The organism is Amycolatopsis sp. A1MSW2902, from assembly GCF_017312175.1.
In the GTDB taxonomy this organism is placed as follows: Bacteria; Actinomycetota; Actinomycetes; order Mycobacteriales; family Pseudonocardiaceae; genus Amycolatopsis; species Amycolatopsis nivea.
In genome coordinates this window covers 6,298,616-6,325,362 of record NZ_QJPO01000001.1, presented here as the reverse complement: position 1 = coordinate 6,325,362, position 26,747 = coordinate 6,298,616, and the positions used below count along the sequence as shown (strand labels likewise).

Here is a 26,747-nt window from a genome sequence, read left to right as displayed (position 1 = left end):
GCCGGCACGACCGAGAAGAGGGTGCCAGTGTCCGACCAGCCCGAACCGGCAGACACCGACGTCGCCACCGGCCCGGTGCGCGTGCCCGCCCAATACGGCGGGCTGCTGCACCGCGGCTTCGACGAGGTGCCCACCCCGCCTTCGGGCACCGGCGTGCTGCCCGCGCACAGCCGTCCGCCGGTCGGTTCTCCGCGCACCGACCGGGAAAGCGTGCTGGCGCTGTTCGCCGTCCACATGTTCCCGCTCGGGCATTTGCCGGTGGCGGCGGACCGTCCGGACCGGCAGTTGCCGCTGCCCGCGGACGCGGGCGCCGAGGGCGCGCGGCGTCCGTTGTTCGACCATCCGGAATCGGCGTTGCTGGACGACTCCGCGGTGCTCGGATACGTCAAGCAGGGCTTCCGGCGTTCGCCCGCGCCGCCGGTGGACCCGGAGCCGCCCGAGGCGGTCGTCGAAGGCTATGTCGCGCCGGAGGGTCCCGAGTGGGAGAGCCGGTTCGTGGTCGGCGCCGAGTACGTGTGGCCGCCCGCGGAGGGCGGCGTCGAAGAGCCGAATCCGGTGGTACTGCCGGAAAACACGCTGCTGGACCGCTTCGGCAGCGACCACGGCCGCGTGTTCGCGCCGGACGGCACGCCGTTCGCGGAACGCGCGCTGCCGCCCGCCGCGCTGCGGTCGGGCTACCGCCGGTATCGCGTGCTGAAGCCGATGCCGGTGTGGCAAGCCACGTCGGCGGAGTGGTTCGACGGGCCGGGCGGCGGAATCCGCTACCGTGCGGTGCTCTCCGCGGACGAACTGGTCACGCTGGGATTCCTGGTCGACGTCACGCGGGAGGCACGATGAACACCCAGTCGATTCGCAAATGGCTGGACGTCATCGGAGTGCCCGGGGAAGTCGTGTCGATCGGCCGGGAAGCGGACAACACGTGGTGCCTGCTGCCGACCGCGGACGGCGGCTGGGAAGTGTTCTGGCGCGAACAGGGCAACCGCTACGACTGGGCCGCGTTCACCTCCGAACAGGTCGCCTGCCATTACCTCTTCGGCAGGCTGACCTGGTCACAGGTGGCGCGCGGCGCGGTCGGCGTGCTGCCCGGCGCTCACTGACGGCGGAGCACGGCCAGCGCTTCGTCGTGCAGGAGGCCGTTCGTGGACAGCGCTGAGCCGCCCTCGTAGGTCTCCGCACCGGAAAGATCGGTGAACCGCCCGCCCGCCTCGGTGACGATCACCTGCGCGGCGGCGACGTCCCACGGGTTCACGATGCACTCGGCCGCGACGTCCATCGCGCCTTCGGCGACGAGGCAGTGGCTCCAGAAATCACCGAACGCGCGGGACTCCCAGCACGCTTCGGTGAGCGCCAGGTACTTCTCGCGGGAGTGGTACTCGGTCCAGCTGTTCAAGTCCGTCGTGGACAGATAGGCGTCGCCGAGCGTCGCCACCTTCGACACCGACATGCGCCGTTCGCCCGCCGCGTCGCGCAGGTGCGCGCCCTCGCCGCGAGCCGCCCACCAGCGCCGGCCCAGCAACGGCGCGCTGATCATGCCGACCACCGGCGTGCCGTCCTCGACCAGCGCGATCAGCGTCGCCCACACCGGGAGTCCGCGCAGGAAGTTCTTGGTCCCGTCGATCGGGTCGATCACCCACGCCCGGCCCTCGCTGCCCGCCGAGCCGCCGCGTTCCTCGCCCGCGACCGTGTCGCCGGGCCGCTGCGCGGCGAGGATTTCGCGGATCGCGTCCTCGACCGCGGTGTCGGCGTCGGTCACCGGCGTGCGGTCCGGTTTCGCGGACACCGCGAGGTCGAGCGCACGGAAACGGGCAGTGGTCAGCGCGTCGGCGGCGTCCGCCAGCCGGGTGGCGAGAACGAGGTCATCCGAGTAGGCAGGCACGGTCACGATGGTTTCACGCCCGTTCGCCGTAAGGTTGGCCAGGTGAGCATGGTCCTACTTGCCGAAGACGATCCGGCCATCGCCGAGCCGCTGTCCCGCGCGCTGCACCGGGAGGGGTACGAGATCGAGGTCGTGACCGACGGCCCGGCGGTGCTGGCCGCGACCGCCGCGCACCGGGTCGACCTGCTCGTGCTCGATCTCGGGCTGCCCGGGATGGACGGGCTGGAGGTGTGCCGCAGACTGCGCGCGAGCGGCACCGAACTGCCGGTGCTGATGCTCACCGCGCGCACCGACGAGGTCGATTTCGTCGTCGGCCTCGACGCGGGCGCGGACGATTACGTGGCCAAGCCGTTCCGGCTGGCCGAACTGCTCGCGCGGATCCGCGCGCTGCTGCGCCGCCGGGTGCCGGAGGTGCTGGAGGCCGGCGGCGTCCGGATGGACCTCGGCGCGCGACTGGTCACTGTGGACTCGCACGAGGTGCAGCTGGCGAACAAGGAGTTCGAGCTGCTGCGCGTGCTGATGAGCCGGGCCGGGCAGGTCGTCAGCCGCGACGAGATCCTCGCCGAGGTGTGGAACGACCTCGAGTCCAAGACGTCGAAGACGCTCGACATGCACATGTCCTGGCTGCGCCGCAAACTCGCGGTCGCCGCCGACGAGGCGGCGGGCAGGCAGGCGAAGCCCGCGCACTCCGACGCCGAACGGCGCATCGCGACCGTGCGCGGCGTCGGGTTCCGGTTCAATGTCGAGTAGCCGCCGATGAGCATGCGCCGCCGGATCCTGCTGGCGATCCTCCTCGCCGTGCTGGTCACCGCGGCCGTGCTGGGCATCCCGCTCGGCGTCACCGCGTGGCGGCTGGTGGAGAACCTCAACCGGGAAAGCCTGGCCGAACGGGCGCGCAACATCGCCGCGACGGTCGACACGCAGGTCGCGAACGGCCAGGAAATCGACCTGGAGCAGTTCCGGGTCGGCGTTCCCGAGGGCGGCATGCTGATCGTGCGCGCCGAGGGCTTCAGCGAAAAACACCTCGGCGCGAACCCCGGCCCGGATCCCGTGGTCGAATCGGTGCCGACCGCGCGAAGCGGCACCGTGATGCTGGCGATCCCCAGCGGTCCGGTCCGCACGAAGCAGACGCAGGTGACGCTGCTGGTCGTGCTGCTGGTGGTCCTGTCGGTCGGTACCGGCACCGTGGTGGCGACAGTGACCGCGCGCCGCCTGGCGAAACCGCTCCGGCACGTCGCAGACCGCGCGTCCCGCCTGGGCGGCGGCGATTTCCGGCCGGATCCGAGCCGCTACCGCGTGGCCGAACTGGACATGGTCGCGGAAGCCCTGGACACGTCGGGGTCCGCCTTGGCGCAGCTCGTGCAGCGGGAACGACAGCTGGTCGGGGATGTCTCGCACCAGCTGCGCAGCCGGTTGACCGCGCTGCAGCTCCGGCTGGAGCCCTTGACCGGCCACGAGGACCCGGATGTCGTCGAGGAGTCCCGAGCCGCGCAGGAACAAGCCGACCGTCTGGCACAGGCCCTGGACGAACTGCTGGCCGCCGCGCGCGCTGCCCGCGAGGTAGACGCCGAACCGGTCGATCTGCCCGTGGCGCTGCCCGCTGTCGCGGAGGAATGGCGTCAGCTGCTCCGGGTCGAGGGACGGAATTTGCGCCTGAAGGTCGCGGACGGCTTGATGGTGCGCGTGACTCCGGCGCGGCTGCGCGAGGTGATCGGCGTGCTGCTGGACAACGCCCTCCGCCACGGAGCGGGGACGGTCACGCTGTCCGCCCGCCGCGGTGACGCGGAGGGGACTGTCGTGATCGAGGTCGCGGACACCGGATCCGGAGTGCCGGACGAAATCGCGCCGCACATTTTCGAACGCGGTTTTTCGGGCGGGGGTTCGACGGGCGTGGGTTTGGCTCTGGCCCGCGCACTGGTCGAGGCGGACGGCGGACGGCTGGAACTGTCGAATAAGCGTCCGGCGATTTTCAGTCTGTTCCTGAAGGTGCCGCGCCCGGACGAGGTAGGCGAATTGCGGTGGCCCGCGGAGCCGGTTCCTCGCTGAGGATCTGGACGGCTTCCCGCAGGTCAGCCGCGCTCCGATGCGGTGGCTGACCTTGCTGCCACGTGCGGTGGTGGCTGATCCAGAGCGTGCGCAGTCCGGCGTTATGCCCGCCCGCAATGTCCAGATCAGGGCTGTCGCCGATGATCCAATCGTCGGGGGTCAGCGTGGTTCCGCAGTTTCGCGCGGCGAGCTGGAAGATGCGCGGATCGGGTTTGCGCAGGCCGACGGCGGCGGAAATGCAATAACCGTCGACTGCGTTGGCGAGGCCGGTGCGGTGGAGTTTCGCCAGCTGGTTGTCCTGCATGCCGTTGGTGACAATGCCGATTCGCCATCCCGCGGCGCGCAGGGTGCCGAGATCGTCCAGCACGCCGGGGTAGAGCTGCACCAACTGCGGAATCCTCGCGCGGTAACTCGCCCAAAGCTGGTCAGCGGGCTCGGCCAGGTCGAATCGCTGCTGGACTTCCGCGAAGAACCGGTCCATCGGCCCGCCGCGCCGCGCCGAGATCAGCCAGGCTGCCGCGTCCCCGGGAAGCCGGTGCTGGGAGGTGAATTCCGCCGCCCAGCGGGAAAACGCGCCGCTGAGATCGGTCAGCGTGTCGTCCAGATCGACCAGCGCCAGCCGAGTCACCGGGGAAGCCGGGTGACCCCGTCCTTCCGCCGTTCCCCGAGCTCGTCCGGGAACACCCACTTCTTGAAGCCCCAGAACCGGAACACCATCGCCAGCAGCATGCCGATGATCGACCCGCTCGCGAAGTCCGCGACCTCCTGCACGAACCGCGACACGTGCGGCACTTCCAGGTGCAGCCAGTAGCGCGAGATCAGCAGCGGAATCAGGTTCACCACCACCGCGACCCCGCTGATCACGAAGAACAGCGTGGCCTCGTGGGCGCGTTCGCGGCCGCCGCGGGTGCGGAACGACCATTCGCGGTTGAGCACGTACGACACGATCGTCGCGACGATGATCGCGATCGCCTTCGCCGTGGTCGGTTTCGACTCCAGCACGCTGAGCTTCAGCAGGTACCAGACGCCGTTGTCGACCAGGAAGGTCGTGCCGCCCACGATCGCGAACTTCAGCAGCTCCCGGTGCCTCACGAGCACGGAGCGCAACGGCTCGGGCGTGCGGGCGAGCACGGTTTCGACGACGGTCACGTAACGCAGTCTAGAGAATTCGAGGTCACGGCAGGTCTCAGGCGGCCTTACGGTCCGGAATATCCGGATTGTCATTCCGCGCTGGTTCCGTCCGGGCGCCCTCCGTAGGGAACACCCACTTCTTGAAGGCCCACCAGCGGAACAGCGTCCCGAGCAGAGTGCCGATGATCATCCCGCTGACGAAGTCGGCCGTCTCCTGCCCGACCAGGGTCACGTGCGGCACCTGCAACTGCAGCACGTAGCGCGAAACCCACTGCGGCAACGCGTTCAGCGCGAGCGCGACCCCGCTGAGCAGGAAGAACAGCGCCGCCTCGTGGGAACGTTCGCGGCCGCCGCGAGTGCGGAACGACCATTCGCGATTCGCGACGTAGGAGAAGATCGTGGCGATCAGCACACCGACGATGAGCGCCGTGACCGGATGGGTCCGCAGCACGGTGAACTTCAAGGCGTACGTGATCGTCATCGTGATGACGAAGCTCGTCCCGCCGACCAGGGCGAAGCGGACCAGTTCGCGGTGCTTCGCCAGGAGTTCGCGCACCTCGTGGACGCTACTCCGTGACCCAGCCGAAGAACCCCCGGGGCTCGACCGACGGCGGACGTTTGCCGTGGTTATCGGGTTTGCCCGGCTTGCTGTCCGAACCGGGGTTCGGCGGCGCGCTCGTGGTGGCGGCCGGGCTGCTCGACGTCGGGTCCGGGGTCTCGTCGTCAGGCGATGTCGAAGTCGGCAGGGTGGTGCTCGGCCTCGGGTGCTTGGACGAGTTCGGCGGGTGGCTCTTCGAGGTCGGGATCGACGTCGTCGGCAGCGTCGGCACCGACGTGGACGACATCGGCCCGAGCGTCGGGTCGTGGCACATGTTCCACCAGCAGCCGAGCTCCACCGCGACCGGTTTCGCCGAGGCGCTGCCGAGCGAGGCGTTCACGGTGACGGTGAGCGGGCCGTCGAACGGCTTGCGGTTCACGCCCACCCACAACTCCGCCGTCTCGCCGGGAGCCAGTGGGTTGACGCTGGTGCAGCTCAGGCTCGCGGCACCGGGCGTGCACTTGAACCGCTTGACGCTGAACGGCCCGATAGCACTGTGGTCGAAGGTGATCGTGACGGGTTTCGTGCTTTGCCCGGTGTTCTGCACGTGGGCCCTGATGACCGGATGGAACCAAGGGCCGATCTTGTCGGCCGTCAGCGACAGAGCGTCCTTCGGGGCCTTGACCTTCACCTGCACGGTGACGTTGACGTTGACCGAAGCACCCGCAGTGACCGAACCGGTCACCTCGCCGCCCTTCGCGCTGTCGTCCGCCTGCAACCGGAACATCAGCACCGCCGATTGCCCAGGCTGCAATCCGCTGCCGGTCTTGCAGGTGACCGTGCCCTCTCCACCCGGGCACGCGACCTGCATCGGCCCCGACTGCGCGGCCGCCTCGCTGGAATACGCACCAGCCGCGCCGCCGCCGTTCGCCTGAACGGCCCGGACACCAGGCGGCAGGTTGAGCGTCGCCTGGACCGGTTCGGACACGGAACCGCCGTTGTTGCGCACGGTGATCGGCAGCGCGACCGGTCCGCCGCCCGGCTGGAGTTCGACTCCGCTCGGCGGCATGGACGCGGACAGCTGCGGCGGCGCGGCAGGCGGGTTCTGGGCAGGCGGCTGCGCCGGCGGGGCGGCCGGGGGCGCCGCGGGCGGCGGTACAGCCGGAGGCGCGGGCTGGGCAGGCGGCGGGGCCGGGGGAGCGGGCGGCGCGGCCGGCGGAGGTGCGGGAGCGGGCTTCGGCGCGGGCGCCGGCGCGGCGGCCGGCGGCGCGGGGGCCTGCTGAGCAGTCGGAATGGTCTGCGTCCCGCCGCCCGCGGCCAGCGCGACCGCGACGGCGGCCACCATCGCGGCTCCGGACATGGCGACCCCGGCGAACTGCCGCGGCGCGGACGCGGCTGCCGCCGCACCCGCCTTGGCCCCGCCTGCCGCGGCGGCTCCGGCACCGACCGCGGCGGCACCGGCGGTAGCCGCGCTCGCCTTGGCCGCGCCGATCGTCGCCAGGTAGCCAAGAGCGGCGCCGCCCAGGACGATCGGGGCGATGATCGCGCGCAGGCTGCCGTTGACGTCGGCCAGTTCGGCCGCCAGCACCCGGCACTGCTCGCATTCGTCCAGGTGGTTCTCAACCTGCGAGCGCTCGCGCTTCGAAAGTCCGTCGCGCGTCCAAGCACCGAGCCGCTCGGCGGTCGCGCGGCAGCGGTCCGCACCGGTTTCCTGCAGATGGACCTGCAGGTACGCCTGGCGAAGCCCTTCCCGGGCGCGGTACGCGAGCGCGGACACGCCGTTCGCGGTCAGCCCGAGCAGCGGCGCGACTTCAGCCGGGCTCTGCTGCTCGATTTCGGTGTGCCACAGGACTGCCTGCCAGCGTTCCGGAAGTCGCGCGAACGCCTTCGCGGCCATCGTGCGCTCGAGGCCAGCGACGGCGGTGTCGGAGAACTGCACGGTGAGCGCCTCGCCGGCAGCACCGCCGACGTCGCTCATGTCCTCGTTGAGGTCGATCCGGCGGTCACGGCGCGTCTTGTCGTACGCGGTGTGACGCAGCGCAGTAAGCAAGTACGCACGGAAGGCGCTGTCCGGGCCCTTCCCGCCACGCAGCGTGTCCAAAACCTTCGAGAACGCCTCCGACACGAGGTCGTCGGCCTCCGAGCTGGACCGCGCGAGCTGGCGGGCGAGGTTGTGCGCGGCACCGCTGTGCCGCTCGTAGAGCGGACCGTAGGACGCGATCTTTCCCGCGCGCACCTCTGCGATCAGCTCGGCGTCACTCTTACCGGAGAGATCGGCGGGAACGGTGGACACGGGGCTCCTTCGATGCTCCACGCGCGGCGGACTCCACGCGCCTTGCTCCTTACAACGCACACCAAGTGTGACGGATGCGGCGACACTCGTCACGCCGTGGTCCGGCAGATGCCTCAGTAGGCGCAGCAAGTTCACCTCCTCGTCTGGTGATTACGCGAAAAAGATCGGGGAAAACGCGTCACGAGGGGAGTACCGCCGCGTCCCCTCCGTGATTGGGGAACAAGATCGACAGGTACCGGAAGGAGCTGGGGGTTCGGTGGACGTACCGGCGACCGGGGCGCGGTTCGGCTCCGCAGGCGACTCGTCGGGGGACGAGACGCGTGCGCGGTTCGAGCGGGACCGCCATTTGCGGGCATTGCGAGCTCGCTGGCGAACAGCCAGCCTCGCCGCCGGCTGGCGTTTCCCGAGCGATTGGGCACTGCCCGAAGTGGACGCGGTGTGCGCGGCCGTCGTCCGGCACGGTTCGACGGGCGCGGAGAACGCGCTAGCCGGGCTCGGCAGGGCGCGGGCCGCGGCGGGAGCGGGGCTGTCGGAAACGCTGTCCGACCTGGCCGCTCTGCACGCGGTGCTCGCCGACCCGGACGCCGTCGACGGATTCGTCGCGCCGGATGTCGACGCCACCCCCGCCCGGCTGCTCCGTGTCACGGCGCTGGCCTGGGCAGACGTCGCGACCGACCAGCTCGTGCACACCGAGGTCACCGACCCGCTCACCGGCCTGCCGTCCGCGGCGTACCTGCGGACCCGGCTCGGCGAGATCTACCGAGGCGGGGTCAACGAGGCGAATGTGCTGCTCACCGTGTCGCTGGACCTGACGTCAGTGTCCGGCTGGCCGCGGCTGACCGCGATGATCCTCGCCGCGGACGCGGTCAAAGCCGTGTTCGACACCGGCGAGTGCTACGCGACGATCGGCCCGTCCGCGGTCGCGGTGCTGGCCGAACGCAACGAACGCCTGGCCACGCGCGGGGTCGCGCTGCGAAGGGCACTCAACGAACGCCTTTCGGTGGACCCGCAACTGCGCGACGTCGCCCGTCCGCTCGTGTCCGCTGTCCGGTTGCCGGGGACGCACGACCGGGCGTGCGAGCTGCTGACGGAATTGGCGCACAGCTGAGCCCCGGTCCCCCTTCCCGACCAGCATTCCCGCACTCGTGCTTTCCTGGTGTGGTGACCAGGACCGTACCCTCCGCTGCTGACGGCGAAGCTCCGGTGAATCGATCCGGGCAACCCCGGCTGGCTCTGCGCCGATCTCTGGCACGGCTGTCCGTGCGCCCCCGGTCGATGCTCATCCTCGCGGTGTTCCCGCTGCTGGCGATCGCGGTCGGGTTCTGGGGCTGGACGCACGACTGGAACCTCGGCGTGGACAGCGCGGTCTACCGGGCAGGCGCACTGCAGCTGCTGCGCGGCGACAACCTCTACGACGCGAACACGTTGCCCACCGAGCCGGGCTGGGCGCTGCTCCCGTTCACCTACCCGCCGACCGCGGCGCTGCTGTTCGCGCCGCTCGCGGTCGTGCCGGTGCAGGTGGCCTGGGGTTTCCTCACAGTGGCGTCGCTGGCCGCGCTAGCCCTGTCGATCCGGATCGCGATCGGCGCACTGCCCCGCCCGGCCGCCGACGGTCCTCGCTGGTGGGCCTCGCCCGCCCGGTCGACCATCGTGTTCTTCCTGGTCTTCCTCGGTTTCGAACCGGTGTGGCGGACGATCTTCCTCGGTCAGATCAACCTGATCCTGATGGCGATGGTCCTGCTGGACATGCTCGTCATCGGCGCCCGAGGCAGCCGCTGGGGCGGAGTGCTGGTCGGCCTCGCGGCGGCGATCAAGCTGACCCCCATCGTGTTCCTCGGCCACCTGCTGGTCACCGGCCGCTGGAAAGACGCCCTGCGCGGGTTGGCGACCTTCGTCGGCATGCAGGCGCTGCTGTTCCTGATCAATCCGCACGATTCGTGGAAATACTGGACCAAAACGCTCCCCGACACCGGCCGGATCGGCCCGGTGCACTGGGCGGGCAACCAGTCGCTGAACGCACTGATGAACCGCGCCACGGACCTGGCCCCGTGGGCCTCGACCGCAGCGACCGCGATCGGCCTGGTGCTCGCCATCCCGGCCCTGTGGCTGATGTTCCGCTTCCACCGGCGCGGCCAAGCGCTTGCTGCGCTGCTCGTCACCGCGTTCTGGATCCTGCTGATCTCGCCGATTTCCTGGTCGCACCACTGGGTCTGGGTCGCACCGCTGGTCGTGCTCCTGGTGTCCAGGCTGCCGAAAACCACCCCGGCGACCGCCTGGAAACGGTGGCTGGGCACGTTCCTGGTGGCGTTCGTCTTCGTCAGTTGCGTGCTGCTGATCTTGCCAAATGGCCGAAATGTCGAGCTGCACTGGAAGGTGTGGCAGAACATCCTCGGCGACGCTTACATCCTCACGCCAGTCGTGCTGGCCATCGCCCTGGCCGTGCGGTGGGGCCTGCAGCGGCGAGCTCGCAACCGTATTGGTTCTTCTTAGCCCTTTGCCCTGTTCAGCGGCTCGCCGACCGTTTTTGTCGGTGGCGACGGTTACTGTCTGAATCGCGGTGGTTACGCGGCCGTCCGGAGCCCTGGCTCGCGGACGGGCACGGCCCTCGTTCTGCTCCCGCGTTAAGCGGACAGATCAACCGAATAGTGAGCCCTAGTCAGTTCTCCGAGCCACCGTAGAAGTCGCCCAGCGCGGTGCGGGTGTACTGAATGAGCAACTCGGCGTGCGCGAAGTCGTCCGGAAGACATTCGCGCGCGGCGGTGAGCAACTCGTCAAACCGGAACGGCGGGGAGACGGTCTTGGCAAGCGGGTGCCGTTCGCGGAGCTGCTTCATCAACTCGGCGAGGTAAATCACGGCCGAGTTGGAGTCGGTAGTCCAGAGCCAGACGAGGACGTCGCCGAACCCGGCGGGAAAGGCCAACGGCCGGGACGCGCCGGTGAGCATCCCAGTGGCCACTCCGGGGAGGCTGGCTTGGCGAAGCGCGTAAAGAACCGGCCGCGGGAGGGTGACAGAGTCCATCCAGCCATCCTGCTGCAGCGGGCCGCTCCGGGGTGGGCTTTGACGCGCGGGTGTCGCCTGCTTGCGGGCTGGGTGCTTGGTGGTTGCTTCCGTCAGCTCGCTCCGGCTGGTGCTTGGTCAGACGGGTTCTCTGGGGTGCGCCGGAGCTGGTGCCCGCTGCCGGGTCGAGGCATGGCCGGTGCGCGCTGGAGCCGGTTATCGCCACGGCCGGTACTTCGCCGCAGGCGGTACGCCGCCATCGCCAGTTCCCGTCGCAGTCGATAACTCACCAAGGCCGGTTTCCGCCGCAATCGGTTCCTGGTTTCAGCCAGCGAACCCTCGCTGTCCCGGCCCGCCCGCACCCCGTCCGCGTTCGCCTTTGCCCTTCCTGCTCCCAGCCGGTTTCCGGCGTCAAACCGCGCCGCTCGCCGTATCGGCCCGCCCGCACCCCGCTTGCTGCCGTCTCTGCTTCCCCTCCGCCAGCCGGTTTCCGCACCAGCCCGCACCGCACGCCGTCTCGGCCTAACCGCACCCCGCCTGCAGCCGCCCTGGCCTGCCTGCGCCAGCCGGTTCCCGCCGCCTGTCCGCGAACCCTCGCCGTCTCGGCCCAACCGAAGCCGCGTGCGGTCGCCTTCACCCTCCCGCCGCAGTCGTTTTCCGGCGTCAAACCGCAACCCCTCCCGGCCAACCGCACCCCGCCCTCTGCTGCCTTGGCCTTCTTGCCGCAGCCGGTTCCCGCCACCGGCCCGCGCCCCCGCAGCCACGGCCTAACTGCACCCTGCCCGCTGCTGCCTTCGCCTTCCCGCCACAAACCCGCATCGCTCGCCGTCGCGGCCCAACCGCACTCCACCTGCTGCCGCCTTGGCCAGCCAGCCGCAGCCAGTTCCCGCCGCCAGCCCATAACCCCCGCCGCCCCGGCCTAGCCGCCCGCCGCCTTGGCTGCCCGCGGGAGCCGGTTCCCGCAACCCTCCCGCCGTCCCGGCCCAACTGGCCGCAGCCTTGGCCCGCTCGCCGCAGCCAGTTCCCGCCGCGAACCCGCACCCCCGCCGCCCGAGCCCAACCACACCCCACCCGCAACCCCCTCCGCCGCAGGTCGCCCGTGGTCCGCCACTTCTCGCCCAGTAACCTGGGCTGCGTTATGGACAAACGAACCGGTCTTCCCATCGTCGGCATGGTGGGCGGCGGGCAGCTCGCCCGCATGACGCAGCAGGCGGCGATTTCCCTCGGCCAGTCGCTGAAGGTGCTGGCGGCCGACGAGGGCGACGCGGCGGCCCTCGTCGCGAGCGACGTCGTCATCGGCCACCACACCGACCTCGACGCGCTCGTCGACTTCGCCCGCCAGGTCGACGTGGTCACCTTCGACCACGAGCACGTGCCCGGCGAGCACCTGCTCACCCTCGCCACCGAGGGCTTCGTCGTGCGCCCCGCGCCGACCGCGCTCGGGTTCGCGCAGAACAAGCTCGTGATGCGCGAAATGATGGCCGGCCTGGGCGTGCCGGGCCCCGCCTTCGCCGAAGTGTCCACTGTGGACGATGTGGTCGCGTTCGGCGGCGAGCACAGCTGGCCGGTGGTGCTGAAGGCGTCGCGCGGCGGGTACGACGGCCGGGGCGTCTGGATGCTCGACACCGCACAGCAGGCCCGCGAGACCGTTCCCGAACTCCTCGAGGCCGGCACCGAGCTGCTGGTCGAGGAAAAGGTCGCGATGAAGCGCGAGCTGTCCGCGCTGGTCGCGCGTTCCCCGTTCGGCCAGGGAGCGGCGTACCCGGTCGTCGAGACCGTACAGACGAACGGCATCAACACCGAGGTCCTCGCCCCGGCACCGGGGCTGTCCGAGTCGCGCGTGCACGAGGCGCAGGAGCTGGCCCTGCGCATCGCGTCGACGCTCGACGTCACCGGGCTGCTCGCGGTCGAGCTGTTCGAGACCGAGACCGGCCTGCTGGTCAACGAGCTGGCGATGCGCCCGCACAACTCCGGCCACTGGACCATGGACGGTTCGCGCACGTCGCAGTTCGAGCAGCATCTGCGCGGCGTCCTGGACTACCCGCTCGGCCGCACCGACCTGATCGCGCCGGCGTGCGTGATGGCGAACGTGCTCGGCGCGGACGTCTCGCCGCAGATGAGCCCCGACGAGCGCGTGCACCACCTGTTCGCGCGCTTCCCCGAGGTGAAAATCCACCTCTACGGCAAGCAGGACCGGCCCGGCCGCAAGCTCGGGCACGTCAACTTCATCGGCGACCGCATGGACGACCTGCGCAATCGCGCGCTGCTGTCCGCGCACTGGCTGTCCCACGCCGTCTGGCTCGACGGCTACGAGATCCACTGAAGGGGAACACAATGGCGCCGCAGGTGGGCGTGATCATGGGCAGCGACTCCGACTGGCCGGTGATGGAGGCCGCGGGACAAGCGCTGGACGAGTTCGGCGTCGAGTACGAGGTCGGCGTCTACTCGGCGCACCGCACCCCGCAGCGGATGCTGGACTACGCGAAGTCCGCGGCCGACCGGGGCATCCGCGTGATCATCGCGGGTGCGGGCGGTGCCGCGCACCTGCCGGGCATGGTCGCGTCGGCGACCGTGCTGCCGGTGATCGGCGTACCGGTTCCGCTGAAGTACCTGGACGGCATGGACTCGCTGCTGTCGATCGTGCAGATGCCCGCCGGCATCCCTGTCGCGACGGTGTCCGTCGGCGGGGCGCGCAACGCCGGTCTCCTCGCGGTCCGGATCCTCGCCGCCGCTGACCTGCAGTTGCAGGCGAAGCTGACGCAGTTCCAGGAGGACCTGGAGCAGCTCGTCTTGGACAAGGACGCCAAGCTCCGCGAAAAAGCGGGCAAGTAAGTCCGGGCACGCGGATGCCGGTCCAGAACCGGCATCCGCGCACTCCCGCAGACTCAGGCCGGGTCTGGCAGCTGCTTGCGCAGTTCGCGCTTCAGCACCTTGCCCGCCGCCGACACCGGGATCTCCGCCACGAAGTGCAGTTCCCGCAGGCGTTTGTACGGCAGCACCTTCTCGTTCACCGCCGCCATCAGCTGCTCGGCGTCCACTGAGGAGTCCGGCTTCCGCACCACGAACGCCACCGGCAGTTCGCCGACCTCCGGACTCGGCCGTCCGACCACCGCCGCGGACAGCACGCCCGGCGACGCGCTCAGCAGTTCCTCTAGCTCGCGCGGAAAGACGTTGTATCCCTTGTACAGCAGCATGTCCTTCTTGCGGTCCACAATGGACAGGTAGCCGTCCTCGTCGAGGACCCCGATGTCGCCGGTGTGCAGCCATCCGTCGACCAGCGCGGCAGCGGTCTCTTCCGGACGGTTCCGGTACCCGCGCATCACCTGCGGCCCGCGCAAGCACACCTCGCCCTCCTGCCCAGGTGGCAACGGCTCCTCGCTGCCGTCCGCGACGAGCTTGACCTCGGTGTCGAAGATCGGCCTGCCGACCGACCCCACCTTGCGCACGCCGGACCGGTAACTCGGCGAGATCACCGCACCCATCGTCACCTCGGTCAGCCCGTAGCCCTCCGCGATCACGACGTCAGGGAACCGCTGATGCAGCGCGCGGATCATCTCGTGGCTCATCGGCGCCGCACCGGAGCCGATGTTGCGCACCGACGACAGGTCAGCAGTGTGGAACGCAGGCGTGGCCAGCAGGGCCGCGAACAGCGCGGGCGCGCCACCGATCGTCGTGACCTGCAGCCTTTCCGCGTCCGCGACGTACGCGGCCGGGTCGAACCGGGCGTGCAGCACCGTCGTACCGCCGCCCATCAACGGCCCGTTGAGCCCCGCGATCACGCCCATCGCGTGGAACCACGGCGTCAGGTTGATGCCGGTGCCGGTGCCAAGCCGGGTCGGCCATTCGTCCGGGCTGCCGATCTGGTCGATCGTCACGTCGCCGTTCGCGTCGAGCGCCGGTACCGACCCGGTCGACCAGCAAGTGTGCTGCAGCGTATTCGTGACGACGTTGCGATGCGTGAGCTCAACGCCCTTGGACCGCCCGGTCGTGCCACCCGTGTAGGCGAGATGGGCGAGGTCGTGGTCCACGTCGATCGGCACGTCAGGCCTGGTTGCGGGCTGATTAGCGAAGAACTCGCGGAACTCGACGCTCCCCTCGCCGAGCTCGCCGGTCGGCGCGACGACGATCGTGTGCCGTGCCGGAATCCGGTCGGCGACCGCCGCGAGCGTGCCCGAGACCGGCCCGAACGTCACGACCGCGGCGGCCCCGCAGTCAGTGAGCTGGAAGGCGAGGTCGTCCGGCGGGAGCAGCGGGTTCGTCGGACTGAATGTCGCCCCGGCCAGCAGGATGCCGTGGTAGGCGATCGGATACGCGAGACAGTTCGGCAGGTGCACGGCGACCACGTCGCCCCGCCCGATGCCGCGGGCGAGCAGTGCTTGCGCGAACTGGCAGGCGGCCTGCCAGGTCTGGGCGAACGTGAGCTGGTCGCCGTCCATGGCGAACGCGACCCGATCGCCGTAGCGCGTCGCGGCGCCGGCGAGTACCGAACCGATCGGCACCTCGGGGTAGTCAAGGGAAGCGGGCAATCCGGGCGGCGGGGTCGACGCAGTGGCAGCCATCGCTTGACCATACGAACGGTGAGGCCGAGGACACAAGAAGCGAGCTGCCGCGTTCGGAGTGAACGCGGGCTAACATCGAGGGACTTTCTCCCGTTTCGCTGCAGAAGAGGTGACTGAAGGTGGCCGAGGGCCTGTATCAGCTGGCCGAAGAGCACGAGGAACTGCGGGCCGCGGTCCGGGCTCTAGCCGAAAAGGAGATCGCGCCCTACGCGGCGGAGGTCGACGAGCAGGAGCGCTACCCGGTCGAGGCCAACGAAGCGCTGATCAAGGCGGGTTTCAACGCCGTCCACATCGGCGAGGAATACGACGGCCAGGGCGCCGACGCCATCGGCGCGTGCATCGTGATCGAGGAAGTCGCGCGCGTCGATGCGTCCGCGTCCCTGATCCCGGCGGTCAACAAACTGGGCACGCAGCCGATCATCCTGTCCGCTTCGGAGGATCTGAAGAAGCTGGTCCTGCCGTCGATCGCCTCGGGTGAAGCCTCAGCGTCGTACGCCCTGTCCGAACGAGAGGCCGGTTCGGACACCGCGTCCATGCGCACCCGCGCCCGCCTGGACGGCGATCACTGGGTCCTCAACGGAACCAAGTGCTGGATCACCAACGCCGGCGAATCGTCCTGGTACACGGTGATGGCCGTAACCGACCCGAACGCGGAAAAGAAGGCCAACGGCATTTCCGCATTCGTCGTGCACAAGGACGACCCGGGATTCTCGGTAGGCCCGAAGGAAAAGAAGCTGGGCATCAAGGGCTCGCCGACCCGCGAAATCTACTTCGAAAACTGCACCATCCCCGCGGACCGCATCATCGGAGAACCGGGCACCGGCCTGAAAACCGCCCTGCGCACCCTAGACCACACCCGCCCGACGATCGGCGCACAAGCCCTGGGAATCGCCCAAGGAGCCCTGGACGCCGCCGTCGCGTACGTCAAGGAACGCAAGCAGTTCGGCAAGGCAATCGCAGATTTCCAAGGAATCCAGTTCATGCTGGCCGATATGGGAACGAAAATCGAAGCCGCCCGCCACCTCGTGTACGCCTCCGCAGCCTCCTCCGAACGAGGCGACAAACGCGCTGGCTTCACGGCATCGGCAGCAAAGGCGTACGCATCCGACGTGGCAATGTCAGTGACGACGGACGCGGTGCAGCTGTTCGGCGGCGCAGGCTACACGCGTGACTTCCCGGTGGAACGGATGATGCGCGACGCGAAGATCACGCAGATTTATGAAGGCACGAACCAAATCCAAAAGGTCGTCATGGCGCGGGCCCTGCTGAAGGGCTGAGTTCTCGGCACTCCGTCGAAGAGCCCCACTGCCCGGATCGGGTGGTGGGGCTCTTTTCGTGTCCGAACCTGCCGTGACTTGGCTACTGTCTCGTCGGGGAGGCCGTGTCCGCAGGGGAGAGACTGTCGTACGAAGGTGCGGTTCGCAAGCTTGACCGCAGTTGCACCGATAAGTACACGGTCGATGTATCGGTTGGTCTAGGAGCCTCAAGGGTCGGCAGGCAGGATCCGTGTGATGCCGCAGCAACGGTCGCAGACATGGTTATCGCCAACCTGAAGCGGAAGGCGAGCACCTAACCGTGGCTTGCGTAGCTGGTGGCACGCAGCGGTTTGGGCTGCTCGGCGTAGCGCACAGTGGGGTGAGTTTGCCTGTTTCCGGCACCCCGGTGTGAGCAGTTGGTTACAGTGGCATCCGGAGGGGCCTCTGACTGGTTGCCTGGTCAAGAGGCGGTGCACGGGCACGGGAGGGGCAGGCATGGCTGAGGACGGCCTGGGGAAAGCGATAGAAACGACCGGGTGGCTGACCGGGCTGCCGATCACCGTCGTGGGCACTGCGATGAACGTCGCTCAGGGGGTGTCGGACGCTGCCGCGGTGGCATCTGCCACGAAGGCAGGTGCCGGATTCACCCTGAGTCCGGATGAGGCTCGTTCGCTCCTCGAGCGGGCGAAGAGGCTCAGGGAAAACGTGGCGAAGATGCAGGCGGATGCGCAAGCGCTGGCCAGGCTCACTCCGCCCTCGCCGGACCCGGGAAGCGTGGGATTCAACCAGCAGGCGGTCACCACTTTCTCAGCGGGCAGGGACTCGCTGAATGCCATGGACCAGTACATGGTGGAGTTGATTGGCCGCCTGGAGAAGGCATTGGGCATCGTCAGCGAATCGGACAGCCATGCAGCTGCGGACGTGAAGGCTGTCGGAGAGACCGAGCAGGGCAAGGGGCTACTTGGATGAGGATGCGGTTCTCGGTCTCGGTTGTCAGCGTCGCGACGGCTGTATTGCTGGCGGGGTGCTCCGGCGGTTCGACGCCAAGTACTTCTCCTGGCGCGACGAATGCTCCCCCGTCATCTTCCGCAGCGGGCAAGACGTTGCCGTATGCGGGTGCTCCGAAGGTGGAGCATCCATTGCCGGAGTCGGTGTTGTCCGTGCATCCGTGTGACGGTGCGCTTACTTCGGAGCAGGTGAACACTCTTCTCGGGAAGCCGACGCAGGGTGAACATGCCGACAACCCAGCACTCGGGGCAGAGTGTCATTGGTCGAACAAGGATGCCGGCTCATTGGCTACGGTGCTCTATACGACCAAGGTGGCAGATGGGTTAAGCGCGGTATATGCGAACACGAAGCCACAGTCGAAGTTATGGCGCCCGTTGTCCCCTATTCAAGGCCTTCCAGCTGTAGCTTCTTCGGTTTATCAGCAGCAGGCAGGGAAAAATTCTTTCTGTCAAGTGACTGTTGGTATTAGTGACCAGAAAACAATTGATGCATCAGTCACGCTTGGCTATTCGCAGATCGGCAAGACGGATCCGTGTGATGCGGCGGCGGTCGTTGCGGACATGGTGGTCACCAATCTGAAGAAGAAGGCGGGTGAGTGACCGATGGGGTTCTTCGACTTCATCGGCGAGAGCGCCCAGTGGATTGGCGACCGGATCAGTGACGCGGATGACTGGGTCAACGATCGGCTCAAGGACGCTGGGAACTGGTTTTCCGACTTCTACCACGGGAACCTCGGTGATCAAGCTCTTCCGGCGCCGGCGATTGTGCAGCAGGTTCAGCAAGGGCCCGGAACGTCGTCGTGGGACAGTGGTAGTTCCATGGTTCAGAAGATGATCCAGGAGCACAACCAGAACAGCGACGACGCACAGCAGATCACCACCATGCTGGAATCTGTCTGGACCGGCGACGGTGCGGACGCGGCTCGGGCTCGGTTGAGGCCGTTGTCGGATGCTTCTTCTACTTCTGCGCAGGCGTACGTGGTCAATGGGCAGAAGTTGGTCGACACCACGCACGGCTACAACGACATGAAGATCGCGTTGCAGGCGATGCCTCCCACGCCTCCGCACAAGAATCTTTGGGACCAGGGGACTCCCTGGGACACTGATACCGAGAAGCAGATCAACGAGTACAACGCTGCTGCCAATCACAATGTCGAGCGGTATCAGAAGTACGCTGACCAGGCTAAGACCAATGGTCAGGGGTTGAATAGCAATTACGGTCAGGTTTCCGGGTTCGACGGGCAGAATCTCAAGATCGACTCCGGGGAAGATCGCGGCAAGGGCAAGACCGGGTCGCACGAGAAGGTCTATCGAAAAGGCGGGCAGGATTCTGGTGGGCCTGGGAGGGGGCCGGGGGCCGTTGGCGGGCCCGGGAATGGGCCAGGAACCAGCGGGCCAGGGACCAGCGGCCCGGGAACCGGTGGGCCGGGAACCAGCGGGCCTGGGGGTAGTGGGTCTGGGGTTACTGGCGGACCCGGTGGGGTGTCGTACCCGCCGGGAGGTGTCACGGTGCCGCCGGGGTATCGGCCGGGGGATGGTGATGGGACTTCGACGGCTGGGTGGACTCCGCCGTCGGTTGATCGGGGTGGTGGGTCGAACTGGACTCCGTCGACGCCGACTTCCTGGGGCAACGGCACCGGCAACAGCACCGGCACAGGCAACAGCGGCGGTAGTACCTGGACGCCGGGTGGGTTTGGGCCGTTCGGTGGAGCAGGCGAAACCGCGGGGCGCAGTGGCGGGATCGCGGCTCGGCTTGGCGGCGGTGCGGGTGCGGGCACAGGCACAGGCGTAGGAGCCGGAGCCGGGGTCGGCGCGGGTGAAGAAGGTGCGGTCCGCGGAGGGGCCGGAGCGGCGGGCAAGGGCGCGGCTGGAGCCAAGGGCGCACCCGGAATGGGTGGCATGGCCGGCGCAGGAAAAGGCAAAGGCGAGGAAGACAAGGAACACCAACGCAAGTACGGAATCGACGACGACTCGGCCTTCTCGCTCGTTGACGAGAACGGCGAGCGGACCCTCGACCCCCGGACCGGGCTGCCTCCTACGCCTCCGACGATTGGTGGTTGAGGGGCTCGATGACGATCATCGACAGACCGCTGCGGATGCCGCGGTCGGTGTTTTTGGCGCTGTGGCACGAGGAAAACCTCGGGAAAGCGCCGGTGGTGGTTGAGGACACCCCGATGTATCTCACCGAGGAAGGCGCGGCCGAGCGGGCGAAGCGGACGCGCGGGCTTCTCGAAGACCTTGGCGGGACGGCGGATGCGTTGCGAGGCACGCTCAAGCTGCTCGCGACGGCGCGGCATGAGGTGTACGGGTGGACTGACTTCGGCACCCATCAGGAGGACAACGGGGCGATTCTCGTCGCGGCGACCAAACCCGACGCCGTTCGGTTGATTACCGACTCGGAGTTCGTTCAGCTGGATCCGGTGTCGCCGGACGAGTTGGCGGCTTGTTTGGTCATGGCGATGCCGGAATGTCCGCCGGCCTCCGTGCGGGCGATGCGGGTCAGCCGGGAGTACTACGACAACGGCGGGGCGGACCCGTTGGCTGAGGAGGGTGGCGAGGCGGACGAGTTGCGGTATCTGATGCGGGCGCCGCGCGACGCGGTGCATCAGTTGCATGCCGCGGTCCGCGATGGGCGAGGCGAGCGGAGGTACAGCTCGCCGCTCTCGGTGCTTGATCTCAGTGGGCGCGGGCGGGTGTTGAGCTTCCAGACCACCAACGGTGGCGAGGCGCAGATTAGCGTCTACCCGGGAAATCGGGCCTCCTTGATCGATGCGGTGAACCGGGCACTCGTCAGTTTGCGATAAAAACTAGTAACCGCGTTTCCCTTTCTCGTGTTCCGCGTTAACCAAAGCGTCGGGTTCACAGAGAGGTGAAACGGAATGGGCGTACGCGCGTTCGGACGGGGCATGGTCCTCCTGGCAGCGGCGGTGGTCGCGCTCGGCGGGGGCACCGCGGTGGCAGCGACCGGGAAAGAACCGACCGGTCCGGTGCAGCCGAACATCATCGCCGCGGCGATCTACTCGGCCGGGCAGCCGACGATCGCGCCGCCGGGGGCCAACGACTGGAACTGCAAACCTTCCGCGGAGCATCCGAACCCGGTGCTGCTGTCCAACGGCACCACGGCCAACGCGTACGAGAACTGGGCGAACCTTTCCCAGCGGCTCGCCGATGAGGGGTACTGCGTGTTCGCGGGGAACTTCGGCGGGTCGCCGGGGGCGTTCCTGCAGACGGTGGGTCCGGTGGCGGGGACAGCCGGCCAGCTCGCGACCTTCGGGGACAAGATTCTCCAGGCCACGGGGGCCTCGAAGCTCGACGTCGTCGGGCATTCGCAGGGCGGGATGAACCCGCGCTACTGGATCAAGTACCTCGGCGGCGCGAGCAAGATCGGCAAGCTGATCGGGCTGTCTCCGTCCAACTACGGCACCAGCCTGTTCGGCCTGCTCACCGCGATCCAGGCGATCCCGCCCGCGCGCGATCTCGTCGGCGTGGCTTGTGCGGCTTGCAATGAGCAGTCGACCGGGTCGGCGTTCCTCAAAGATCTCAACGCCGGCGGCGACACAGTTCCGGGCGTCGACTACACCGTGATCCAGACCAAGTATGACGACGTTGTCACCCCGTACACCAACGCGTTCCTCAAGCCCGCGCCCAACGTGAAAAACCTCGTCCTCCAGGACGTCTGCGGGCTCGACTACACCGACCACCTCGGCATCACCTACGACCCGATCGCGCAGCGCGAGGTGCTCAACGCGCTCGACCCGCAGCACGCGAAAAAGCCCAACTGCGTGTTCGTGCCCCCGGTGATCAGCTGAGATACCCCCGCGCCGGGGTATAAACGCGAACACTTTCGCCGACCTGGTTGTGCGGACTCCGGCTCCGGTGTCACAGTCGGTGACATGTTCTGGCTGCTCCCCGACACCTGGACGCCGCACGACGAGGCCGAGCTGGTCGCTGGATGGCGGCTCTGGCTCGAGCTGAGCGACCGCGCGTGGCCCACCGCGTCGTGGGATGGCACCCCGTCCGGCGCGGTGGGTCCGTTGCGCGAACTGCTCGACGCGTGCGACGAAATCGAGAGCACGTGCCGGGAAACGGCCGAGCCGTCCGCGGAGTTCACGGACATCGTTCAGCCGCTCGTGCTGTGCGCGAGCGCGGTCATCTGCCTCTGGTGGGACGACCACGCCCCGCTCGACTCCACCCGTGCGAAGGCGCTCCACGAGGACCTGCGCCGGTTTTCGGCCCTCGCGGAGCGCGTTCTCACGCTGTTGTCCGCCCACGGCGGCTGGACGGAACTCGACCTGGCCCGCCGCCACCCGGCTTGAGCCGGTACTCGGCGAAACTGGTGACCAACGTGCCCTCGCCTTGGGTGAGCGCGGGCAGTGCTTGTTCCAGTTCCTGCGCTGAGACGGCGGGGAGATGACCGTCCACAGTGCACCGATCGCCGGTGATCACTGGTTCGCCGGGGACGGCGCGTAGCTCGATTAGCTTGCGCAGTACGGCGCTGATCGCGGAAGCCGGAGCCTCCAGTTCGAACGCGTGGACTGGTTCGTACACACGGGTTCCGGCTTGGCGAAGGGCCTCCTGCAGAACCAACCGTGTCATGCCGCGGAAATCGCCGGCGGTGCTTGCTGGTGGGTAGAACGCGGTGTCGGTGAGGGTGACCACGCAGTCGATCACTTCCCGGCCGTGCAAACCCTCGTGCAGGACCTCATGGACGGTGTCCTCAATGGCCGTGTGGAAGGAAAGCGGCAGCGAGCCCAGTTCGACTTCCAGCCGGTAGTCGGTACCGGAGCCGGGCGGGCCGGGTTCGACGCGGAGTCCGACGGTTGCCCAGAAGAACACGCGCTCGTCCGGGGCCGGGCGACGTACGCGATGCCCAGTCCCATGTAGACGTTCGACCAGCAGCGGTCGCGACTCCTCGAATTCGGCGGCGATGTCGAACTCTTCGGCAAGGGTCGTCCGGATGACTTCCTTCTGCACCTCGCCGTACAGGCGGACGGTGATTTCCTGGTCCTGTCGGCGGATGCTGATCAACGGGTCCTGTTCAGACAGTCGGGTCAGCGCGGTGTACAGCGCACTGGTCTGGTCTGGATCGACTGGATAAACCAGCGTTTCCAGGCTCGGCGGGGCGAAGAACCGGTCCTGAGACAGGTCGGCGTTGTCGCCTAATCGGTCGCCGATCCGGATCTCCGGCAAGCCCCAGACACGTGCGACATCTCCGGCCAGCGCCTCGCCGGACACGGGCGTCGCGCCGTGCTCGAACACTCGTACTGCGGACGGGCGGCCGACGCCTTCCGCACCTACGCGGCGGAAGGGTACCGGTCGGCGTGCTGCCAGGTTGCCGGAAAACATTCGCACGTAAGCGATTTTCTCGCCCGAGCGGCCGCGTTCGATTTTGAAGACGGTGGCGTCGAGCGGTCCGTCGCCGCGGCGTTCGCGAGATGGCAGCAATTCGTAAACCCCGGCGATGAGGTCGGCGACGCCAGCGCCGGTGGCTGCGGAGCCGAAGAAGACTGGATACACCGAGGCGGCGGATACCTGGCGCACCAATGCTTTTCGGTAGTCCACAGGAGACGCTGTACCGGCTACATAGGACTCAAGGAAGACGTCGTCTCCGGCGAGAGCGTCGGCGAGCCGTTCGTCGAAGGGCAGCGGCACTGGGTGTGCGTCAGCGGTGCCGAGTTCTTTTACCGTGCTCATTGCGACACATCGCGGGGAAAGCTTGGTACGCAAGGATTCCAGTAGCGACGTTTCCCGCGCGCCGGTGCGGTCGATCTTGTTCACGAATACCAGCACCGGAATGCCGAGCCGGACGAGCGTGCGCATCAGCACGCGGGTCTGGGCTTGCACTCCTTCCACCGCGGACACCACGAGCACCGCGCCGTCGAGCACGCCGACGGCGCGTTCGTCCTCCGCGATGAAATCGGGGTGGCCGGGGGTGTCCACGAGGCTGAGCCGGTGGCCAGGCGTGCTGACCGCCACGACGGCGGACTTGATGGTGATGCCGCGCCTGCGTTCGAGGTCGAGCGAATCGGTCTGGGTGTCGCCGTCGTCGACGCGGCCGGCGTGGTCGATCACGCCGGTCTCGAACAGCAGACGTTCGGTGAGGCTGGTTTTACCTGCGTCGATGTGCGCCAGGATGCCGATGGTCAGTGTTTTCATGCGTGCGGAAGTCCTCAGCTGCGGGAGACAGGCCGAACTGGGGTCGATCGGACTGTCGGCGCATCGGGACTCCTCGCAGGTGGCGAACAACAGCGAACAACACGGCCGCGAGCAGCACACACCCGCGGTTATCGGCACGGTAGCGCCGGGCGTGACGCGGTGTACAGCGAGTTTTCGGTGCCTGTCGGTTTCCTGTCGATCACTGGCTGACACCCCCGCGGCGGTGTTCAGTGCCCTACCGTGGGCCTGGTCAGTTGAATTTTCACCTATCGGGAGCTGTCTCCATGTTGACTCGAGTCAAGGACGTCGCGCTGCTGCTCGGCCGGATCGGCATCGCGGTGGTGTTCTTCGCCCACGGCCTGCAGAAATGGGACAGCGGCGTCGGGGCGACCGCCGACATGTTCAGCCAGATCGGCATCCCGCTGCCGAGCGTCTCCGCGTTCCTCGTGATCGTGCTCGAACTGCTCGGCTCGATCGCGTTCGTCGTCGGCTTCCTGCTGCCGGTGGTCGCCATCGGCTACGCGATCAACATGGCCGGCGCGCTGATCTCGGTGCACGCGGCGCACGGTCTCACCGGCGAAGGCGGCTACGAACTGGTGCTGGTGCTCGGCCTCACCGCGCTGGCGCTGGGCTTCAACGGCGGACGGCTGTCCCTGGACCACGTGCTGTTCCGGCGTCGCCGCGAAGGGGCGCACGAGCTGCAGAGCGCCTGAGCGCGTCGTGAGTGCTGGTGCCGGTTAGAACCGGCGCCAGCGCTCACGAGGGCAGGTCGGCGGTGGTGCGTTCGGCCTCGCGGCGGGCGGACAGTTTCGCCGGGTCGGCGTTCGTCACCTGGACCAGGTGCGCGCTGGCGGCGAGCGGAACGAGCAGGCCGTCGAGTACGCCGTCCGGCACCGTCCAGTCCATCGTGGACAACACTCGGTCTGCCGCGGTCAGGCCGAGTGTTGCCGCGCGCGCAGTGGCTTCCGCCCACACTTCGTCCACTGTGGAGGAACCGAGCGCGGGGGTGTCGCCGGGCGTCGGCTGCGCCGGGAAGAACTGGTCGCCGGACATCCGGGCCTCGCTGAGGTAGTCGAGCGCTCCGCCGGACGGCGGGGTCGACAGGCCGCGGCCCATCGGGTCGAGCGACACGATCGCGACGGCCGGGGCGTCGATCTCCTCGTCCGGGGTGGTGAACACGACCCGCGCGCCGTCGGGTTCCGCGACCACGCGGGCTCCGCACCACCACGCGCCGAGCAGCACGCCCGCGGTCTGCCAGTGCGCGGGCAGCCGCACCGCGACGGCGTCGCCCTGCTCCACGTCGAACTCGTCGACCAGCCAGTTCGCCGTTTTCGCGGCCCAGTTCTGCATCGTCGCCACGGACAGCTCGACCCGGCTGCCGACCCGGTCGTCGTAGTGCGTGATCAGCGGTTTCGCCGGCGAGGACAGAAGCGGCCGCAGCAGCTGCTCGGTGAGGCTCATGCGCCCGCCTCGCTAGCGCTCGGCGCGGCATGAGCCGAAGGCGCAGTGTTGGATGATTCGCTCGCAAGCTCGCTCATGTCTTCAGGCTAGTCGCGGCGTCAGTCGACGCAGGGCACGCCCGGGATTCCGGAGTCGAGGCTCTGCGAAACCGCACCGGCCGCCGCACCACCGCCCCCGGTGCCGCCGGTGCTGGTGCGTCCGGCCAGTCCCGCGACGAACTTCCGCACCGCCGCCGGATCGACCTCGACGATGCTCTGCCCGTCCTCGCTGCGGCCGTTCGTGGTGATGACCGGGATCGTCGCGAAGGTCAGGTCGCCGGACGCGATGCCCTTGACCTGCTGGGCGAACTCGAGCACGTCGAGGCTGTCGTCGAGGACGAACGACCGGTGCACCGCGTCCATCAGGCTGTTCAGCGTGCCCGGATTGGCGAGCGTGCCCGCGGACAGCACCTTGCGCAGCGCCGAGGACAGGAACGCCTGCTGCCGCTTGATCCGGTCGAGGTCGCCGTTCGGCAGGTTCTTGCGCTGGCGCACGAAGGACAGCGCCTCGCCGCCGCTCACCGTCTGCACGCCGCGGCGGAAGTTCGCGCCGGAGTCCTTGTCCGAGGTCGCGTGGTTGAGGCACACCGGCACGCCGCCGACGGCCTCGGTGATCAGGTAAAACCCGAGCAGGTTGATCTCGGCGTAGTGGTCGATGCGCGCTTGGGTGAGGTCCTGCACGGTCTGCACCAGCGCCCGCCGCCCGGCGGCGTCCGAATCGCGGGCGATCTTCGCCTGGTCGCGCTCGCCCTGCGCGCGTTCCTCCTGTTCGGCGTGCGCCTTGGCGACGCCGTACGCGGAGTTGATCTTCGCCTTGCCGCGGCCGGGCACGTCGACCCAGCTGTCGCGCGGGATCGACACCGCGGACGCCTTGCCGCCGTTCTTCGGGATCCGCAGCAGGATGACGGTGTCGGTGTTGATGCCGGCCTTGTCCTCGGTGCGCAACGACTTCAGCATGCTGGGCGGCAGCGGGTTGCCCTGCTGGTCGGTGCGCGCGTCGCTGCCGACGAGCAGGATGTCCGTGCCGCCGTCGTCGGCGGGCGGGGCCGGGGGCTCGCCCGCGCGCGGGGTGAGGACGTCGGCGGTCGCGACGTTGTCCTGCAGTTTGTCCTTGGTGACGTATGCGTAGCCCGTGCCGCTCAGCGCGAGCAGCGAGACCAGGCCGATCGCGACGCGACGGGTGATCCGGGTGGCCCGGCCCGAGCGGCGCTGCGGTTCCGGCGGCGCTGGGTTCGACGGCTGGGGGAGTTCGACGCGCGGGTGCGGCGAGGGTTTCCACTCGGAAGCGGCAGCGGCGCCCTCGGCGACCGGCTCGGTTTCGTCCGCGGCGGTGTCCTCGGCTGCCTCTTCGGCGGGGGGCTCAGACTCTTCGGCAGCGGGCTCAGCGG

The 26,747-nt window shown here is 68.5% G+C and carries 26 protein-coding genes; 16 read left to right on the top strand and 10 right to left on the bottom strand.

The window, feature by feature from the left end; translation table 11 throughout:
* The first annotated feature begins 27 nt into the window (after positions 1-27).
* Both DMP23_RS29095 and DMP23_RS29090 read left to right on the top strand, forming a co-directional pair.
* Complete coding sequence (locus DMP23_RS29095) at positions 28-837, top strand: TNT domain-containing protein (protein WP_337823113.1); 810 nt, start codon at positions 28-30, stop codon at positions 835-837.
* Positions 834-1,097, top strand: a complete 264-nt coding sequence (locus tag DMP23_RS29090; RefSeq protein WP_037816012.1) for a hypothetical protein — start codon at positions 834-836, stop codon at positions 1,095-1,097. The genes DMP23_RS29095 and DMP23_RS29090 overlap by 4 nt, the downstream gene beginning before the upstream one ends.
* Here DMP23_RS29090 and hisN read toward each other — a convergent pair.
* Positions 1,091-1,882 (bottom strand): histidinol-phosphatase, encoded by a 792-nt coding sequence (gene hisN / locus DMP23_RS29085; RefSeq protein WP_037816009.1) that lies wholly within the window; start codon positions 1,880-1,882, stop codon positions 1,091-1,093. The two genes, DMP23_RS29090 and hisN, sit on opposite strands and share 7 nt — an antisense overlap.
* Positions 1,883-1,924: 42 nt before the next feature.
* Here hisN and DMP23_RS29080 point away from each other — a divergent pair, with 42 nt between their 5' ends.
* The gene (locus tag DMP23_RS29080; protein ID WP_009072764.1) at positions 1,925-2,626 is read left to right on the top strand and encodes a response regulator transcription factor; all 702 of its coding nucleotides are present in this window, start codon (positions 1,925-1,927) and stop codon (positions 2,624-2,626) included.
* Positions 2,627-2,638: 12 nt separating this feature from the next.
* The gene (locus DMP23_RS29075) at positions 2,639-3,922 is read left to right on the top strand and encodes an ATP-binding protein (protein ID WP_037816408.1); all 1,284 of its coding nucleotides are present in this window, start codon (positions 2,639-2,641) and stop codon (positions 3,920-3,922) included.
* On the opposite strand, the gene DMP23_RS29070 is transcribed toward DMP23_RS29075, so the two are convergent.
* Genes DMP23_RS29070 through DMP23_RS29055 form a run of 4 tightly spaced genes read right to left on the bottom strand, consistent with a single transcriptional unit; the run spans position 3,846 to position 7,884 of the window.
* Complete coding sequence (locus DMP23_RS29070; protein WP_337823112.1) at positions 3,846-4,550, bottom strand: HAD family hydrolase; 705 nt, start codon at positions 4,548-4,550, stop codon at positions 3,846-3,848. The genes DMP23_RS29075 and DMP23_RS29070 overlap by 77 nt on opposite strands.
* Positions 4,547-5,071 (bottom strand): GtrA family protein, encoded by a 525-nt coding sequence (locus DMP23_RS29065; protein ID WP_037816006.1) that lies wholly within the window; start codon positions 5,069-5,071, stop codon positions 4,547-4,549. The genes DMP23_RS29070 and DMP23_RS29065 overlap by 4 nt, the downstream gene beginning before the upstream one ends.
* 37 nt (positions 5,072-5,108) lie before the next feature.
* Positions 5,109-5,609: a GtrA family protein gene (locus DMP23_RS29060; protein ID WP_337823111.1), complete on the bottom strand. Its 501-nt coding sequence runs from the start codon at positions 5,607-5,609 to the stop codon at positions 5,109-5,111.
* 10 nt (positions 5,610-5,619) lie between these two features.
* A complete protein-coding gene (locus DMP23_RS29055) occupies positions 5,620-7,884 on the bottom strand; it encodes a sigma-70 family RNA polymerase sigma factor (protein ID WP_337823110.1) in 2,265 nt (754 codons plus the stop codon).
* Positions 7,885-8,140: 256 nt separating this feature from the next.
* Here DMP23_RS29055 and DMP23_RS29050 point away from each other — a divergent pair, with 256 nt between their 5' ends.
* The gene (locus DMP23_RS29050) at positions 8,141-8,992 is read left to right on the top strand and encodes a hypothetical protein (RefSeq protein ID WP_037816002.1); all 852 of its coding nucleotides are present in this window, start codon (positions 8,141-8,143) and stop codon (positions 8,990-8,992) included.
* 53 nt (positions 8,993-9,045) lie between these two features.
* Positions 9,046-10,374 (top strand): glycosyltransferase 87 family protein, encoded by a 1,329-nt coding sequence (locus tag DMP23_RS29045; RefSeq protein WP_037816406.1) that lies wholly within the window; start codon positions 9,046-9,048, stop codon positions 10,372-10,374.
* Positions 10,375-10,540: 166 nt separating this feature from the next.
* Here DMP23_RS29045 and DMP23_RS29040 read toward each other — a convergent pair whose 3' ends face one another.
* The gene (locus DMP23_RS29040) at positions 10,541-10,903 is read right to left on the bottom strand and encodes a hypothetical protein (RefSeq protein WP_158714527.1); all 363 of its coding nucleotides are present in this window, start codon (positions 10,901-10,903) and stop codon (positions 10,541-10,543) included.
* A 1,117-nt stretch (positions 10,904-12,020) separates the two neighbouring features.
* On the opposite strand from DMP23_RS29040, the gene DMP23_RS29035 reads away from it, so the two are divergent.
* Both DMP23_RS29035 and purE read left to right on the top strand, forming a co-directional pair.
* On the top strand, positions 12,021-13,205 hold the full coding sequence (locus DMP23_RS29035; protein ID WP_037815999.1) for a 5-(carboxyamino)imidazole ribonucleotide synthase: 1,185 nt from the start codon (positions 12,021-12,023) through the stop codon (positions 13,203-13,205).
* 11 nt (positions 13,206-13,216) lie between these two features.
* A complete protein-coding gene (gene purE, locus DMP23_RS29030) occupies positions 13,217-13,714 on the top strand; it encodes a 5-(carboxyamino)imidazole ribonucleotide mutase (RefSeq protein WP_134668765.1) in 498 nt (165 codons plus the stop codon).
* A 53-nt stretch (positions 13,715-13,767) separates the two neighbouring features.
* Here purE and DMP23_RS29025 read toward each other — a convergent pair whose 3' ends face one another.
* On the bottom strand, positions 13,768-15,441 hold the full coding sequence (locus DMP23_RS29025) for a class I adenylate-forming enzyme family protein (protein ID WP_238608547.1): 1,674 nt from the start codon (positions 15,439-15,441) through the stop codon (positions 13,768-13,770).
* A gap of 119 nt (positions 15,442-15,560) precedes the next feature.
* Between DMP23_RS29025 and DMP23_RS29020 the strand changes: the two genes are divergently transcribed.
* From DMP23_RS29020 to DMP23_RS28990, 7 genes are all read left to right on the top strand, one after another.
* On the top strand, positions 15,561-16,718 hold the full coding sequence (locus tag DMP23_RS29020; RefSeq protein WP_106961293.1) for an acyl-CoA dehydrogenase family protein: 1,158 nt from the start codon (positions 15,561-15,563) through the stop codon (positions 16,716-16,718).
* 474 nt (positions 16,719-17,192) lie between these two features.
* On the top strand, positions 17,193-17,666 hold the full coding sequence (locus DMP23_RS29015; protein ID WP_037815995.1) for a hypothetical protein: 474 nt from the start codon (positions 17,193-17,195) through the stop codon (positions 17,664-17,666).
* On the top strand, positions 17,663-18,304 hold the full coding sequence (locus DMP23_RS29010; protein WP_275295377.1) for a DUF3558 domain-containing protein: 642 nt from the start codon (positions 17,663-17,665) through the stop codon (positions 18,302-18,304). Before DMP23_RS29015 ends, DMP23_RS29010 begins: the two co-directional genes overlap by 4 nt.
* A 3-nt stretch (positions 18,305-18,307) precedes the next feature.
* A complete protein-coding gene (locus DMP23_RS29005) occupies positions 18,308-19,765 on the top strand; it encodes a hypothetical protein (RefSeq protein ID WP_275295376.1) in 1,458 nt (485 codons plus the stop codon).
* Between the two features lie 8 nt (positions 19,766-19,773).
* On the top strand, positions 19,774-20,508 hold the full coding sequence (locus DMP23_RS29000; RefSeq protein ID WP_275295375.1) for an ESX secretion-associated protein EspG: 735 nt from the start codon (positions 19,774-19,776) through the stop codon (positions 20,506-20,508).
* Between the two features lie 75 nt (positions 20,509-20,583).
* Positions 20,584-21,513 (top strand): esterase/lipase family protein, encoded by a 930-nt coding sequence (locus DMP23_RS28995; protein ID WP_337823109.1) that lies wholly within the window; start codon positions 20,584-20,586, stop codon positions 21,511-21,513.
* An 84-nt stretch (positions 21,514-21,597) separates the two neighbouring features.
* Positions 21,598-22,020, top strand: a complete 423-nt coding sequence (locus DMP23_RS28990; protein ID WP_134668777.1) for a hypothetical protein — start codon at positions 21,598-21,600, stop codon at positions 22,018-22,020.
* Here the strand turns inward: DMP23_RS28990 and DMP23_RS28985 are convergent.
* Positions 21,956-23,860, bottom strand: a complete 1,905-nt coding sequence (locus DMP23_RS28985; RefSeq protein WP_337823108.1) for a translation factor GTPase family protein — start codon at positions 23,858-23,860, stop codon at positions 21,956-21,958. The genes DMP23_RS28990 and DMP23_RS28985 overlap by 65 nt on opposite strands.
* Positions 23,861-24,144: 284 nt before the next feature.
* Between DMP23_RS28985 and DMP23_RS28980 the strand changes: the two genes are divergently transcribed.
* A complete protein-coding gene (locus DMP23_RS28980) occupies positions 24,145-24,573 on the top strand; it encodes a DoxX family protein (protein WP_037815987.1) in 429 nt (142 codons plus the stop codon).
* Positions 24,574-24,616: 43 nt separating this feature from the next.
* Here DMP23_RS28980 and DMP23_RS28975 read toward each other — a convergent pair whose 3' ends face one another.
* Entirely contained in the window at positions 24,617-25,321 is a 705-nt protein-coding gene (locus tag DMP23_RS28975) for a TIGR03089 family protein (RefSeq protein WP_134733790.1), read from the bottom strand.
* 98 nt (positions 25,322-25,419) lie between these two features.
* A complete protein-coding gene (locus DMP23_RS28970; protein ID WP_037816404.1) occupies positions 25,420-26,544 on the bottom strand; it encodes an LCP family glycopolymer transferase in 1,125 nt (374 codons plus the stop codon).
* Between the last annotated feature and the right edge of the window lie 203 nt (positions 26,545-26,747).

Coding starts and splice junctions, on each gene's coding strand:
- DMP23_RS28995 (WP_337823109.1), top strand. CDS start 20,584: ATGGGCGTACGCGCGTTCGGACGGGGCATGGTCCTCCTGGCAGCGGCG.
- DMP23_RS28975 (WP_134733790.1), bottom strand. CDS start 25,321: ATGAGCCTCACCGAGCAGCTGCTGCGGCCGCTTCTGTCCTCGCCGGCG.
- DMP23_RS29015 (WP_037815995.1), top strand. CDS start 17,193: ATGGCTGAGGACGGCCTGGGGAAAGCGATAGAAACGACCGGGTGGCTG.
- DMP23_RS29010 (WP_275295377.1), top strand. CDS start 17,663: ATGAGGATGCGGTTCTCGGTCTCGGTTGTCAGCGTCGCGACGGCTGTA.
- DMP23_RS29075 (WP_037816408.1), top strand. CDS start 2,639: ATGCGCCGCCGGATCCTGCTGGCGATCCTCCTCGCCGTGCTGGTCACC.
- DMP23_RS28990 (WP_134668777.1), top strand. CDS start 21,598: ATGTTCTGGCTGCTCCCCGACACCTGGACGCCGCACGACGAGGCCGAG.
- DMP23_RS29025 (WP_238608547.1), bottom strand. CDS start 15,441: ATGGCTGCCACTGCGTCGACCCCGCCGCCCGGATTGCCCGCTTCCCTT.
- DMP23_RS29000 (WP_275295375.1), top strand. CDS start 19,774: ATGACGATCATCGACAGACCGCTGCGGATGCCGCGGTCGGTGTTTTTG.
- DMP23_RS29080 (WP_009072764.1), top strand. CDS start 1,925: ATGGTCCTACTTGCCGAAGACGATCCGGCCATCGCCGAGCCGCTGTCC.
- DMP23_RS29090 (WP_037816012.1), top strand. CDS start 834: ATGAACACCCAGTCGATTCGCAAATGGCTGGACGTCATCGGAGTGCCC.
- DMP23_RS28980 (WP_037815987.1), top strand. CDS start 24,145: ATGTTGACTCGAGTCAAGGACGTCGCGCTGCTGCTCGGCCGGATCGGC.
- DMP23_RS29005 (WP_275295376.1), top strand. CDS start 18,308: ATGGGGTTCTTCGACTTCATCGGCGAGAGCGCCCAGTGGATTGGCGAC.
- DMP23_RS29035 (WP_037815999.1), top strand. CDS start 12,021: ATGGACAAACGAACCGGTCTTCCCATCGTCGGCATGGTGGGCGGCGGG.
- purE (WP_134668765.1), top strand. CDS start 13,217: ATGGCGCCGCAGGTGGGCGTGATCATGGGCAGCGACTCCGACTGGCCG.
- DMP23_RS28985 (WP_337823108.1), bottom strand. CDS start 23,860: ATGAAAACACTGACCATCGGCATCCTGGCGCACATCGACGCAGGTAAA.
- DMP23_RS29040 (WP_158714527.1), bottom strand. CDS start 10,903: ATGGACTCTGTCACCCTCCCGCGGCCGGTTCTTTACGCGCTTCGCCAA.